Raw genomic sequence first — 12,991 nt, forward strand, 5'->3', positions numbered from 1 at the left:
CCGTCGGCCGCCCCGTCGCCATCCCCCAGGTGCAGGGATGGCGGGCTGCTGGGGCCGAGGCCCTAGACGCTGGTCGGTCGGTCGTTCGCAGCCATCGACTCCTGCCGACGGGTGCGAGCGGTGGCGCGCCACAGGACGATGCCCGCTGGAACCAGCACGACCGTCGCGGCGGCCCCTCCGATGATGAAGGTCCGCGCACGCGACTCCGGCGTGCGGGTGGAGACGCGGAGCGCCTCGAGTCCTCCGCCTGTGCAGGTAAGCTGGTTGAGCACGTCGTAGTCGCCGTCGAGCAGCAGCTCGAAGGCGCGGCCGTCCATGGTCGTGCTCGCTGCGTTCTTGGCGAGCGGTGCCGGCTCGCCGTTGTCGAGACACGTCACCTCGTCCCGGCGCAGGTCCTCGCCGGAGGCCCAGACGGAGGCCACCTTGCCGGGTGCGGAGATGCGAAACTGGTCGCCCGGGCCGTAGGTGTCATCCGTGAACCGACCGGGGAACTCGTTGAGCTGGGTGATGCCGAGGACGATCGCCGTCGGCCCGGTCACGATCGCGCTCATGCAGGCGATGGCGAACAGTGACAGGGTCTTGTTCCACATCGTTCGGAACGACAACGGTTACTCTCCCTCGGTAGCCGGTGGAACGCGAAGTTCCGCGAAGGCTACCGCCCGTCTGCCGGGGGGGAGACCGGGGCCCGGTGACCGTCGTCGATCATCGAGCGTGTGGCGGCGTCGCGCCGGAGGGGTGGACCAGCGTGCCAGAGCTGTCGTGCCGGCTGTGGGCAGGGCGAGGAGTTCCGGGCTGATCGAGGTTCGGGCCCGTCCGTCCGGGGTTTCGCTGGTGGCAGCGCTGTGGCGTCAGGACGTGGGGTTCTCGCCGGAGGGCTTGGTCGTCGCCCTCGCGGTGCTGGGGCCGAACCTCCTGCTGCTGCGCTTCCCGCCGCGCGGCCCGGTGCCGTCGGCCACGGTGCCACGGCCGGTGGGTTGGCTGGAGCGGGCGGGGCAGGCGCTGTGCCTGGCCGTCCCGGTGAGCACCGCGCCTGGTCCGCTTCTCTGGGGGTGGGCCGTGCCGGTGGTGACGGGCCTGGTCCGGTACTACGCGCTGTGGGCGTGCTACTTCCCGACCGGGCATGCCGCGGCGGCGCTGTACCGCCCGCTGGGACGCATCCCGGTGCCGATGGCGGTCCTGCCAGTCGTGGTGCTCCTCGCCACCGCCGCCTGGATGGGCAACCCGTGGGTCGCGGTGGCCGCCGTCGTGCTCGCGGCCGGGCACGTCCCGGCGGCACTGATCGCCGCCCGGTCCGTGACCGCGGCCGGCTGACGAGATCCGCGGGGCCTGACCCTGCTGGCCGAGCCGTGTGGTGCGGGTGTGCGTCGCGGGCGTCGTGGCGGCCGCCAGCCCGCGTGCCACGTATGCAAGTCACGCCAGCAACCGGCGAGGGCACCTACGCCGCCGCCTCCAGCCCGAGCAGCGCCTGCTTCGCCGCCAGCCCCCCGACGTACCCGCCGAGCGATCCGTCCGAGCGCAGCACCCGGTGGCACGGCACGACGACGGGGACCGGGTTGGTCGCGCACGCCGACCCGACGGCCCGCACCGCCCGCGGGCTGCCGACCGCCGTCGCCACCTGCGTGTAGCTCTCGGTCCGCCCGTAGCCGATCTGCCGCAGGTGCTCGAGCACGCTGCGCCGGAAGCCGGTGGCCAGGCTGAGGTCCAGCGGCAGGTCGAACCCGGTGCGCCGGCCGGCGAGGTAGTCCTCGACCTGGCGGGCCGCCGTCGCCAGCCGGGCCGGGGCGTGCAGGACCCGCGGGCTGACGCGCTCGGCCAGGGTCTGCAGGACGGCGTCGTGGTCCTCCCGCTCGAACGCCACCCGCACCAGGCCGCGCTCGGTGGCGGCCAGCAGCAGGCGGCCGAGGGGGGTGTCCACGGTGGTGTAGGCGACGTCGAGCAGCCCGGCCCGCTCGGCCGCGGCGGCCAGGGAGCCGCGCAGTCTGTCGAGGTCGCCGGGTGCGGGGTCGGTGAGCGGGGCGAGCAGCTGGGCGGCCGCGGCGGCGGGGCTGGCGGTCATGGGATGCCTCCGGATGTCGGTGGTCATGGGGTGGTCACGGGGTCTGCCGGGCCGGCGCGCGGCCGCGTGCCATGGCCCCGGGGGACAGGTCTTGGCGTGCCGGGTCTCCGGGCGCCAGGGCTCTGGGCGTCGGCGTCACGTCCACAGCCTCCGGCGCGAGCCGGGCGCGCAGGGTCTAGATCCCGTCGGCGGCGGCGCGGCGGGCGGCGACGGCGGTGCCGCCGAGGATGTCGGCGATGTCCTGGTAGGGCAGGCCGGCGAGGTAGCGGTAGGCCAGCACCTGCCGCTGCTTGTCGGGCAGGTCTTTGACCTGCGCCCAGACCTCCACCGCGGGCCCGGCCGGGTCCGCCCGGGCGGCCCGCTCGGGCACCTCGGCGGTCGGCACGGCGCGCCGCTGCCGGGCCCGGAGCGCGTCGACGCCCTTGCGGTGCGCGATGGTGACCAGCCAGGCCTCCACGTTGGCGTCCCCGGGCAGCGCCGGGTACGCGGCCAGCGCGGCGAGGAACGTCTCGGACCAGGCGTCCTCGGCGTCGTCCGGCCCGACGACGGCCCGGCAGACCCGCAGGACCGTCGCCCCGTGCCGGGCCACGACCGTCTCGAAGGGGGCCTTCCGGTCGCCCGGCGGGACCCGGGCGGCCCGCGGGTCGCGGCCGGTCCGCGAGACTCGCGCGGCCCGTGAGACCTCGTCGGCCCGGCGGTCCCCGCCGGCCTGCGGGAGCTGGCGAACCCCCGGGGCCGTACGCCCCGCACCGCCGTCGTCATCCACCCGGGCTCCCTCCCGCCGTCGTCACTGAGGTAGACGGCCGCCCAGCCCCGGACGTGAGGTCCCCACCCGCAGGCCCAGGATCACCATCGCCACCGCGACCAGCCCGACGAGCACCAGGAGCCAGGGGCCGGGCCCGGTCAGGTCCCGCACCACGCCGGCCAGGACGAGCCCGAGCGCGGCGAGGGCGTAGCCCACGGCCTGGGACATGCCGGACAGCCGGCCGGCCGTGGCGGCGTCGGCGGCGCGCAGGCTCATCAGCGACAGCGAGATGACGAAGGCCGCGCCCGTGGAGAGGCCGATGCCGGCGCTCCACAGCAGCACCAGGCCCGGCGCCACCAGCATGCCGACCACCGCCACCGCCAGGAGCAGCCCGGGCAGCGCGGCCGCCAGGCGCTGGTCCCGGCCCAGCCGCATGACCGCCGGGGCGCCGAGGTTCCCGGCGATGCCGACGACCTGGAAGAAGGAGACGTACCAGCCGGCGTCGGCCGGGCTGATCCCCAGGTCCTGCTCCAGCGTCGGCAGCCAGGTGACCAGGACGTAGAAGGCGGTGGACTGCAGCCCCATGTAGCCGGCCAGCTGCCAGGCCAGCCCGGAGCGCCAGACCGACGGGCCGGCCGGTCGTGGTGGGCTGGGCGACGGCGGCCGGCCAGCTGCGGGCGACGGCGGCCGGCCGGGCGCGGGCCGCCCGGTGAGCGGGCCCGGCCGCCCCGGCCCGGGCCGCAGCGCCCGCGGGACCCACGCGGCGACCGCCACCACCGTCAGCAGGGCCCACACCCCCAGGGACAGGCGCCAGCCCAGCGTGGACAGCCCGGCCAGCGGCACCGCCAGCCCCGAGGCGAGCGCGGCGCACACGCTGAGCGCGGCGACGTACACCCCGGTGGTGCGCGCCACCACGCTGGGGAAGTCCTGCTTGACGACGACCGGCATCGCGACGTTGCCGACGGCGACCGTCGCCCCGATTAGCACGGTGCCCACCCACAGGTTCGCGGCCGGCCCGGGCCAGGACCGCAGCACGGTGGCCACCGTGAGCACCACCAGCGCGCCCAGCACCGTCCGCTCCACACCGAGACGGTCGATGAGCAGGTGGACCACCGGGGAGACGACGGCGAAGGCGACGACCGGCATCGCCCCGAGCAGCCCGAGCGCGGCCGGGGACAGCCCCGTCTCCGCCCCGACGAGCGGCAGGACCGGCCCCAGCGCGGTGATCACCGGGCGCAGGTTCACCGCGACGAGCACGATGCCCAGCAGGAGGAAGCCCGAGGACCACGGGCGCCGCGGCGACCGCCCCGCGCCGTCCCGGCTGGAGTGCGGCGGACCGGGGACGGGCATCGGTGTGGCTCCAGGTCTGGGGAGGGGGACTGCCTCACCGTACGGGACCGGGCCGACGGCGCAGCCCGCCGCCCTGCCACGCGGCGCACCGTGACGTAGCCTCGAGGGCGAGCGAGAGGAGCGGACATGACCACCACGACGGACATCCCCGAGGACCTCCGCAAGCGGCAGGAGCAGCTGCTCGGCACCCTGAGCACCGGGCTGTACATCGACGGCACCTGGCGCGAGGCGGCCAGCGGCAAGCGGTTCGACGTCGAGGACCCGGCGACCGGAGAGGTCATCGCCACCGTGGCCGACGCCGGCGCTGAGGACGCGCTCGCCGCCCTGGACGCCGCCCACCGGGCCCAGGAGGGGTGGGCGCGCACCCCGCCGCGGGAGCGCTCCGAGATCCTGCGCCGGGCCTTTGAGCTCCTCACCGACCGGGCCGAGGACGTCGCGCTGCTGATGACCCTGGAGATGGGCAAGCCGCTGGCGGAGTCCCGCGGGGAGGTCAGCTACGGGGCCGAGTTCCTCCGCTGGTTCGCCGAAGAGGCGGTCCGCACCCCCGGCCGGTACTCCGTCGCCCCGGACGGGAAGTCGCGGGTGCTCGTCACCAAGCGCCCGGTCGGGCCCAGCGTGCTGATCACCCCGTGGAACTTCCCCCTCGCGATGGGCACCCGCAAGATCGGTCCCGCGCTCGCCGCCGGCAGCACCGTGGTCCTCAAGCCCGCCCGGCTCACCCCGCTGACCAGCCTGCTGCTCGCCGAGGTCCTCGCCGACGGCGGGGTGCCGCCCGGCGTCGTCAACGTCGTGCCGACCACCACCGCCGGGGACACCACCGGGCCCCTGCTGGCCGACCCGCGCACCCGCAAGCTCTCCTTCACCGGCTCCACCGAGGTCGGCCGGTCCCTGCTGGCCGACGCCGCCGGGCAGGTGCTGCGCACCTCGATGGAGCTCGGCGGCAACGCCCCGTTCCTGGTCTTCCCGGACGCCGACCTCGATGCCGCCGTCGCCGGGGCGATGGCCGCGAAGTTCCGCAACGGCGGGGAGGCCTGCACCGCGGCCAACCGGTTCCTCGTCCACCAGGACGTCGCCGAGGAGTTCACCGCCAGGCTTGTCGAGCAGGTCCGGCAGATCACCATGGGGCCGGGCACCGCCGAGGGGGTGGGCCTGGGCCCGCTGGTGGAGGCCAAGCAGCGGCAGAAGGTCGCCGACCTCGTCGACGACGCCGTCGCCAACGGCGCCCAGGTGCTGCTCGGCGGGCAGGTGCCGGACGGCCCGGGCTGGTTCTACCCGGCCACCGTCCTCACCGGCGCCGGCCCGGACGCGCTGCTGCACCGGCAGGAGATCTTCGGCCCGGTCGTCTCCATCACCACCTTCGCCGACGAGGCCGAGGCCGTGCGGATGGCCAACGACACCGAGCTCGGGCTGATCTCGTTCGTGTTCACCACCTCCCTCGCCCGCGGGCTGCGGATGGCCGAGGTGCTCCAGACCGGGATGCTCGGCCTCAACTCGGGCGTGATCTCCAACCCGGCCGCCCCGTTCGGCGGCGTCAAGCAGTCCGGGCTGGGCCGGGAGGGCTCGCACGAGGGCATCGAGGAGTACCTCGAGACGGTCTACGTCGGCATCGCCGACCCGCACGCCTGAGCCCGCCGACGGCGCCCGCACCGGCCGGTCGGGCCGGCCCGGCGGGGCGTCGCGACCGGGCCGACGGCGGCCCCGCGCCCCCGCGCAGGGCAGCCTTTCCTTGCTATACACGCCGCGGGATCTGACCTAGAACGGGGTCATGGCCGCCGTCGTGCGCCTCCTCCGGCGCTACCCCCTCGTCGCCCTCACGCTCCTGGTCGGCGTGGTCGGTGGGACGCTCGAGCTGGCCGGCGCGGGCGGCGCCGCCCGGTGGGTCGTCTCCCTCTTCGCCGTCGGCGTCGCCGCCCAGCAGGCCCGCGGCATGCTGGCCGACCTGCGCGCGGGCACCTACGGCATCGACATCCTCGCCGTCACCGCCATCGGCTCCACCGTGGCCGTGGGCGAGTACTGGGCGGCGCTGGTCGTGTGCCTCATGCTGGCCGGCGGGGAGGCGCTGGAGGACCACGCCGCCGGCCGGGCCCGGCGCGAGCTCACCGCCCTGCTCGCCCGCGCCCCGCAGACCGCGCACCTGGTCACCGGCGACGGCGGCACCCGGGACGTCCCGGTCGCCGCGGTCGTGGCCGGCCAGGAGCTCCTCGTCAAGCCCGGCGAGGTCGTCCCGGTCGACGCCGTCCTGCTCTCCGCGGCCGCCACGGTCGACGAGTCCTCCCTCACCGGGGAGCCGCTGCCGGTGGAGCACCGCCGCGGCGCGGCGCTGCTGTCCGGCTCGGTCAACGGCCCGGACGCCCTGCACGTGCGCGCCACCGCGGCCGCCGCCGACTCCCAGTACCAGCGCATCCTCGACCTGGTCCGCGCCGCCGAGGAGTCCCGGGCGCCGTTCGTCCGGCTCGCCGACCGGGTGGCGGTCCCGTTCACCCTCGGCGCGCTCGCGCTCGCCGCGCTGGCCTGGGCGGCCTCCGGCGACCCGGTCCGGTTCGCCGAGGTCCTCGTCGTCGCCACCCCGTGCCCGCTGCTGATCGCCACCCCGGTGGCCTTCCTGGCCGGGATGTCCCGGGCCGCCAAGAACGGCGTCATCGTCAAGGACGGCGGCACCCTCGAGCGCCTCGCCCGGGTGCGGACCGCCGCCTTCGACAAGACCGGCACCCTCACCCACGGCCACCCGCGGCTGGCCGCCGTCCACCCCGCCGACGGCGTCCGTGACCCCGAGCTGCTCACCCTCGCCGCCGCCGTCGAGCAGTACTCCGCCCACCCGCTCGCCCAGGCCGTGGTGGCCGCGGCCCGGGCGCGCCACCTGCCGGTGCCCCCCGCCCGCGACGCGGAGGAGGTCACCGCCGCCGGCGTGCGGGCCACCGTGGGCGGCCGGCGCGTCGTCGTGGGCGGCGCCGGCTTCGTCGCGGACCAGGCCGGCGGCGTGGCCGACGTCGGCGTCGAGCCCGGCCAGACCCTCGTGCACGTCGCCGTCGACGGGCGCTACGCCGGCGCCCTCGCGCTGGCCGACGAGGTCCGGGCGGATGCCGCGGCCACCGTGGCCGACCTGCGCCGCGCCGGGGTGCGGCGCACCCTCATGCTCACCGGGGACGCCGCGCCCACCGCCCGGCACGTCGCGGCCGCCGTCGGGATCGAGGACGTGCGGGCCGGGCTGCTGCCCCAGGACAAGGTCGCGGTGGTGCGGGCGGTGCCCGAGCGGCCGGTGCTGATGGTGGGCGACGGCGTCAACGACGCCCCGGTGCTGGCCGCCGCCGACGTCGGGATCGCCATGGGCGCCCGCGGGTCGACCGCGGCGAGCGAGTCGGCCGACGTGGTCATCCTCCGGGACGATCTCCACCGCACCGTCCGGGCGGTCCGGGTGGGGCGGCGCACGATGCGCGTCGCCTGGCAGGCCATCGGCATCGGGGTCGGGCTCTCGGTCGGGCTGATGGTGCTCGCCGCCGCCGGGTTCCTGCCGGCGATCGTCGGCGCCGGGCTGCAGGAGGTCGTCGACCTGGCCTGCATCCTGTGGGCGCTGCGCGCCGCGCGGCCCGGCCGGGGCGAGACCGCCGGCCCGGCCGGGCCCGCGGTGCAGGGGCCCGGCCGGCGCGAGCGGGTCGACGCCGAGCCGCTGCCGGTCGCGTCCTGACCGCGCCGGTAGCGCTCGCGCTCGCCGCCGGACAGCTCGCTTCCCGACCCGCGCGCCACCGTTGCGGCGAACAGGGCTCGGGCCTAGTGTTTCGCCATGCCGAAACCTCAGCCGACGGGCTGCCCCCAAGCAATGCTGCGGGGAGCCGGGCGGGGGTGGTCCGGGGCGGCCGCCGTCGTCCTGCTGCTCGTCACCACGGCGCTCGCCGCGTGCAGCCCGGTGGCGGCCGGGTCCGCCCCCGGCCGGCAGGCCGACAGCACGGCCGGTGCGGCGCCGTCGCCGGCCGACGACCGGCCCCTGGTGCTGACCACCTTCACCGTGCTGGCGGACATGGTCCGCAACGTCGCCGGCGAGCACGTCCGGGTGGCCTCGATCACCGCCGTCGGCGCGGAGATCCACGGCTACGAGCCCACCCCGGCGGACCTGCGCCGGGCCGCGGGCGCCGACCTCGTCCTGGACAACGGGCTCGGCCTGGAGGCGTGGTTCCGCCAGTTCATGGCCGACGTCGACGCCGAGCACGTCGTGCTGAGCGAGGGGGTGCAGACCATCGAGGTGGCCGGCGGGCGCGGGGAGGTGAACCCGCACGCCTGGATGTCGCCGTCGGCCGGGCAGGTCTACGTCGACAACATCGTCGCCGCGCTGAGCGACCTGGACCCGGCCCACGCCGACAGCTACGCCGCCAACGGCGCGGCCTATGCCGCCGAGCTGGCCACCGTGCGCACCGAGCTGACGACGGCGCTCGGCCGGCTGCCGGCCGCCCAGCGGGTGCTCGTCACCTGCGAGGGCGCCTTCTCCTACCTGGCCCGCGACGTCGGGCTGGCCGAGGCCTACCTGTGGCCGGTGAACTCCGAGCGGCAGTCCACCCCGCGGCAGGTGGCCGCCGTCATCGACCGGGTCCGCGCCCAGGACGTCCCGGCGGTCTTCTGCGAGTCCACCGTCGACGACAGCGGCCAGCGCCTGGTCGCGGCCGAAACCGGCGCACGCTTCGGCGGCACCCTGTACGTCGACTCCCTCTCCGGGCCGGACGGCCCGGTGCCCACCTACCTGGACCTGCTCCGTCACGACGCGGCCACCATCGTCGCCGGCCTGACCGGGAGCGCGACGTGACTGCGCGCCGGCCGGCGTGGGGGACGGGCCGCCCGGCGGAGGGCCGCCCACCCGGGAGCGCGTCGTGACGGCGCCCCGGCCGGCGCCGGCCACGCCCGCCGTGCCCCGACCGGCTGGGCCCGGGCCCGCCGCCCCCGCGACGGCCGCGCCCGCGCTCGAGGTGCGGGACCTCGTGGTGCGCTACGGGGAGGTCACCGCGCTCGACGGCGCCTCCCTCACCCTCGCGCCGGGCCGGGTGACCGGGCTCGTCGGGATGAACGGCTCGGGCAAGTCCACCCTGTTCAAGGCCGTCATGGGCCTGGTCCGCCCCGCCGCCGGGTCCGTCCGCGTGCACGGCCTGCCGCCCGAGCAGGCCCGCCGCCGGGCCGCCGTCGGGTACGTGCCGCAGGCCGAGGAGGTGGACTGGACCTTCCCGATCTCGGTGCGCGAGGTGGTGATGACCGGCCGCTACGGCCACCTGGGCCCGACCAGGCGGCCCCGCCCGGCGGACCGGGCGGCGGTGGCCGAGGCGCTGGACCGGGTCGGCCTGACCGCGCTGGCCGACCGCCAGGTCGGCGCGCTGTCCGGCGGGCAGCGCAAGCGGGCCTTCGTCGCCCGCGGGCTGGCGCAGGGCGCCACCGTGCTCCTGCTCGACGAGCCGTTCGCCGGCGTCGACCAGCGCTCGGTGGCCACCCTGGTCGCGCTGCTGCGCGAGGTGGCCGCGGCCGGGCGCACCGTGCTGGTCTCCACCCACGACCTGGCCGCCCTGCCCGAGCTGTGCGACGACGCCGCCCTGCTGCACCGGCGGGTGCTCCTGCACGCCGCCCCCGACGTGGTGCTCCGGCCGGAGAACCTGGCCCTGGCCTTCGGCGGAGGCGCGTCGTGACCGAGCTCCTCACCGCCCCGCTGGCCTACGGGTTCATGGACCGGGCGCTGGTCGTCGCGGTCGTCGCCGCCGTGGTCTGCGGGGTGCTCAGCTGCTGGCTGGTCCTCGTCGGCTGGTCGCTGATGGGCGACGCCGTCTCCCACGCGGTGCTGCCCGGGGTCGTGCTGGCCTACGTGCTCGGCGCCCCGTTCGCCGTCGGCGCCCTGGTCTTCGGGCTGCTCGCGGTCGCCCTGATCGGGGTGGTGCGGGACCGGTCCGTGCTCGCCGAGGACGCCGCGATCGGCGTCGTCTTCACCGTGCTGTTCGCCCTCGGGCTGGTGCTCATCTCGGTCACCCCGGCTCAGACGGACCTGGGCCACATCCTCTTCGGCAACCTCCTCGGCGTCTCGCCCGCCGACCTCCTCCAGGTGCTCCTGCTCGGCGCCGCCACCCTGGCCGTGCTGCTGCTCAAGCGCCGGGACCTGACCCTGTACGCCTTCGACCCCACCCACGCCCACGCCGTCGGGCTCAGCCCGCGGCGCCTCGGCGCGCTGCTGCTCGGGCTGCTCGCGGTGACCGTGGTCGTCGCCCTGCAGGCCGTCGGCGTGGTGCTGGTGGTGGCCATGCTCGTCCTGCCCGGCGCCACCGCCCGGCTGCTGACCGACCGGCACCCCCGGATGCTCGTCCTCGCCCCGACGCTGGCCGCGGCGTGCGCGGTCGTGGGCATCTACGCCAGCTACTACCTCGACACCGCCTCCGGGCCGATGATCGTCCTGGCGCAGGGGGTGCTGTTCGCCGCCGCCGCCCTGCTCGCCCCGGCCCGGGGGGTGCTCCGCCGACGGCGCCCGGCCGCCGTCGCGTAGCGTGGCCGCCGTGCTCGAGGACCTCTCCGCCGCGACCCAGGACTACCTCAAGGTGGTCTGGTCGGCGCAGGAGTGGTCCGACGAGCCGGTCACCACCACCTCCCTCGCCCGGCGGATGGGCTTCGCCCCGTCCACCGTCTCCGAGGCGGTCAAGCGGCTGACCGCGCAGGGCCTGCTCACCCACGCCCGCTACGGGGCCATCGAGCTGACCGACGCCGGGCGGGCCGCCGCCGTCGGCGTGGTGCGCCGGCACCGCATCCTGGAGACCTTCCTGGCGGTCGAGCTCGGGTACGGCTGGGACGAGGTCCACGACGAGGCCGAGGTGCTCGAGCACGCGGTCTCTGACCGGCTCGTCGACGCCCTCGACGCGCGCCTGGGCCACCCGGTCCGGGACCCGCACGGGGACCCGATCCCCGGCCCGGACGGGACCGTGCCCGCCCCCGCCGCGCACCAGCTCCACCTCACGGCGGCGGGGGAGCGGGTGGTCGTCGCCCGGGTGGCGGACACCGACCCGCAGGTGCTGCGCTACCTCGAGGGGCTCGGCATCACCCTCGACACCGCGCTGACCGTCCTGGAGCGGCGCGACTTCGCCGGCACCCTGCTGGTCGACGTCGACGTCGGCGACGGCGGCGGGGGCGACGGCGACGGCGGCCCGCGCGAGGTCGGGCTGGCCGCCGCCGCAGCGGTGTGGGTGGTGCGGCGCTAGGGCAGCGCTAGGCCGCTAGGCGGCCGAGAAGAACCGCAGTATCAGGTCGAGCGTCGCCGCCGGCGCGGACTCGACGAGGTAGTGCCCCGCGCCCTCGACGGCGGCCAGCTCGACGTGGTCGGCGTGCTCCGCCGCGTCCGCGAGCAGGCCCCGCACGACGTCGGGCGAGAAGACTGGGTCCACCGTCCCGGCCAGCACGAGGGTCGGCGTGCGCAGCCGCCTGCCGCGGTAGGTGCCCCGGACGATCCGGCCGACCTCGGGCAGGACGAGGCGGCGGAGCATCGCGGATTTCGCCCGGGCGCGGTCGGGCTGCCGGAGGGGAGCCAGGTACACCTCCGCCGTCGCGGCCACGGCCGCCGGGTCGAGGCCTGGGCCGGCGAGCATGTGCCGGATCACCCGCTGCTTGCCGCCGCCCGCCAGCGCCGGGCCGAGCCCGGGGACGGCGAGCGCCTCCTGGTGCCACAGGTGCCGGAAGCGGGGGAGCAGCCGGGCATCCATCCGGATGAAGAACGGCGGGACGCCGATCGCGACGTGCCGCTCGACCCGGTCGGGGTGCTCCCAGCACAGCGCGTACCCGGTGATCGAGCCCATGTCCGTGCTGGCGAGCAGCACGGTGCCGGCCCCGACGGCGTCGAGCAGGGCGACGGTGTCGGCGAGCAGCTGCTCCCGGGTGTATCCGCCCGCGGGGGCGTCGGTCCAGCCGCAGCCGCGCATGTCCGGGCAGATGACCCGGTAGTGCCGGGCGAGCCCGGGGATCACCGGGGCCCACTGCCACCAGTGCTTCGGGGAGCCGTGCAGGAGCAGCAGGGGCTGGCCCGACCCGGCCTCGGCGAGGTGCATCCGCAGCCCGGGGAGGTCCACGAACCGGTGCTCCACCTCGACGCCGGCGACGGCGGGCAGGTCGGTGAGGTCGGCGGGTGCTGTGCCTGCGCCGGGCGGGCCGTCGTGGGGTTCGGCACCTGCGCCGGTCGCGCCGTCGTGGGGTGCTGTGCCTGCGGTAGGCGTGCCGTCGTCGGGAACCATGCCGCGACGGTACTACTTCTATAGTGATGTGGCACTAGGGATATAGTTACCGACGTGACCCTGACGAAAGCCCGCGTCCTCGATGCCGCGATCGAGCTCCTCGGCACCGGCGGCCTCCGCGCCCTCACGCACGCCCGAGTCGACGAGCAGGCGGACCTGCCGAGGGGGTCGACGTCGAACTACTTCCGCACCCGCCTCGCCCTCGTAACCGGCGTGGTTGACCGGATCGTCGAGCTCGAGCGGCCGCCCGTCGGCACCGCGTTCGCCCCGCCCGCGTCGCCGGAGGAGCTCGTCGACAGCCTGTGCGACCTCCTCGACCTCCTGACCGGCCCGCGCCGCACCCAGACCACGGCGCGCCTGGTCCTGTTCATGGAGGCGAGCCACGACCCCGCGCTCCGCGCGACGGTCTCGGCGCCCCGGGAGGCCATGATCGGTTCTGTCGTCGTCGCGATGGCCGCCCTCGGCGCCACCGAGCCGGTCACCGCAGCCGCGGCCGTCGTCGCCTGCTTCGAGGGGCTGCTGCTGCACCGCATCGCCCGACACGACCCGAGCGACCCGCGGCCCGTGCTCGAGACCGTCGTGCGGGCCCGGCTCGGGCCGCCGGCGGGGTAGCGC

General features: G+C 76.5%; 13 protein-coding genes. 8 read left to right on the plus strand and 5 right to left on the minus strand.

The annotated features are described in order from the left end of the window. Positions 1-62: 62 nt before the first annotated feature. On the minus strand, positions 63-590 hold the full coding sequence (locus MF406_RS04480; protein WP_242896793.1) for a hypothetical protein: 528 nt from the start codon (positions 588-590) through the stop codon (positions 63-65). Positions 591-831: 241 nt separating this feature from the next. On the opposite strand from MF406_RS04480, the gene MF406_RS04485 reads away from it, so the two are divergent. Beyond that, positions 832-1,311 (plus strand): hypothetical protein, encoded by a 480-nt coding sequence (locus MF406_RS04485; RefSeq protein WP_242896794.1) that lies wholly within the window; start codon positions 832-834, stop codon positions 1,309-1,311. Between the two features lie 124 nt (positions 1,312-1,435). Here the strand turns inward: MF406_RS04485 and MF406_RS04490 are convergent, their stop codons facing one another. The 3 genes from MF406_RS04490 to MF406_RS04500 form a co-directional block, all read right to left on the minus strand. Beyond that, positions 1,436-2,056 (minus strand): methylated-DNA--[protein]-cysteine S-methyltransferase, encoded by a 621-nt coding sequence (locus MF406_RS04490; RefSeq protein ID WP_242896795.1) that lies wholly within the window; start codon positions 2,054-2,056, stop codon positions 1,436-1,438. Positions 2,057-2,231: 175 nt separating this feature from the next. Next, positions 2,232-2,645 carry an RNA polymerase sigma factor gene (locus MF406_RS04495; RefSeq protein WP_242897679.1) on the minus strand — a complete coding sequence of 138 codons (414 nt, stop codon included), beginning with the start codon at positions 2,643-2,645 and terminating at the stop codon, positions 2,232-2,234. Positions 2,646-2,843: 198 nt separating this feature from the next. After that, positions 2,844-4,151, minus strand: a complete 1,308-nt coding sequence (locus MF406_RS04500) for an MFS transporter (protein ID WP_242896796.1) — start codon at positions 4,149-4,151, stop codon at positions 2,844-2,846. A gap of 126 nt (positions 4,152-4,277) precedes the next feature. Between MF406_RS04500 and MF406_RS04505 the strand changes: the two genes are divergently transcribed. The 6 genes from MF406_RS04505 to MF406_RS04530 all read left to right on the plus strand — a co-directional run bounded on the left by MF406_RS04505 (position 4,278) and on the right by MF406_RS04530 (position 11,353). Then, positions 4,278-5,777 (plus strand): NAD-dependent succinate-semialdehyde dehydrogenase, encoded by a 1,500-nt coding sequence (locus MF406_RS04505; protein ID WP_242896797.1) that lies wholly within the window; start codon positions 4,278-4,280, stop codon positions 5,775-5,777. A gap of 139 nt (positions 5,778-5,916) precedes the next feature. Further along, positions 5,917-7,833, plus strand: coding sequence for a heavy metal translocating P-type ATPase (locus tag MF406_RS04510; protein WP_242896798.1), 1,917 nt, complete (start codon positions 5,917-5,919; stop codon positions 7,831-7,833). 132 nt (positions 7,834-7,965) lie between these two features. After that, a complete protein-coding gene (locus tag MF406_RS04515) occupies positions 7,966-8,940 on the plus strand; it encodes a metal ABC transporter substrate-binding protein (protein WP_242896799.1) in 975 nt (324 codons plus the stop codon). Between the two features lie 160 nt (positions 8,941-9,100). Continuing rightward, on the plus strand, positions 9,101-9,805 hold the full coding sequence (locus tag MF406_RS04520; protein WP_371744650.1) for a metal ABC transporter ATP-binding protein: 705 nt from the start codon (positions 9,101-9,103) through the stop codon (positions 9,803-9,805). 35 nt (positions 9,806-9,840) lie between these two features. Next, positions 9,841-10,647, plus strand: a complete 807-nt coding sequence (locus MF406_RS04525; protein ID WP_242897681.1) for a metal ABC transporter permease — start codon at positions 9,841-9,843, stop codon at positions 10,645-10,647. Between the two features lies 1 nt (position 10,648). Then, positions 10,649-11,353 carry a metal-dependent transcriptional regulator gene (locus MF406_RS04530; protein WP_242896800.1) on the plus strand — a complete coding sequence of 235 codons (705 nt, stop codon included), beginning with the start codon at positions 10,649-10,651 and terminating at the stop codon, positions 11,351-11,353. A gap of 15 nt (positions 11,354-11,368) precedes the next feature. On the opposite strand, the gene MF406_RS04535 is transcribed toward MF406_RS04530, so the two are convergent. Then, on the minus strand, positions 11,369-12,376 hold the full coding sequence (locus MF406_RS04535) for an alpha/beta fold hydrolase (RefSeq protein ID WP_242896801.1): 1,008 nt from the start codon (positions 12,374-12,376) through the stop codon (positions 11,369-11,371). A 54-nt stretch (positions 12,377-12,430) separates the two neighbouring features. Between MF406_RS04535 and MF406_RS04540 the strand changes: the two genes are divergently transcribed. Continuing rightward, positions 12,431-12,988: a TetR/AcrR family transcriptional regulator gene (locus tag MF406_RS04540; protein WP_242896802.1), complete on the plus strand. Its 558-nt coding sequence runs from the start codon at positions 12,431-12,433 to the stop codon at positions 12,986-12,988. The last annotated feature ends 3 nt before the right edge of the window (positions 12,989-12,991 follow it).

Origin of the sequence: Georgenia sp. TF02-10, assembly GCF_022759505.1 — a bacterium.
GTDB lineage: Bacteria > Actinomycetota > Actinomycetes > Actinomycetales > Actinomycetaceae > TF02-10.

Bases quoted from the DNA above. Each gene is read 5' to 3' on its own strand.
- MF406_RS04515 (WP_242896799.1), top strand. From the start codon at position 7,966: ATGCTGCGGGGAGCCGGGCGGGGGTGGTCCGGGGCGGCCGCCGTCGTC.
- MF406_RS04480 (WP_242896793.1), bottom strand. From the start codon at position 590: ATGTGGAACAAGACCCTGTCACTGTTCGCCATCGCCTGCATGAGCGCG.
- MF406_RS04525 (WP_242897681.1), top strand. From the start codon at position 9,841: ATGGACCGGGCGCTGGTCGTCGCGGTCGTCGCCGCCGTGGTCTGCGGG.
- MF406_RS04505 (WP_242896797.1), top strand. From the start codon at position 4,278: ATGACCACCACGACGGACATCCCCGAGGACCTCCGCAAGCGGCAGGAG.
- MF406_RS04535 (WP_242896801.1), bottom strand. From the start codon at position 12,376: ATGGTTCCCGACGACGGCACGCCTACCGCAGGCACAGCACCCCACGAC.
- MF406_RS04510 (WP_242896798.1), top strand. From the start codon at position 5,917: ATGGCCGCCGTCGTGCGCCTCCTCCGGCGCTACCCCCTCGTCGCCCTC.
- MF406_RS04500 (WP_242896796.1), bottom strand. From the start codon at position 4,151: ATGCCCGTCCCCGGTCCGCCGCACTCCAGCCGGGACGGCGCGGGGCGG.
- MF406_RS04490 (WP_242896795.1), bottom strand. From the start codon at position 2,056: ATGACCGCCAGCCCCGCCGCCGCGGCCGCCCAGCTGCTCGCCCCGCTC.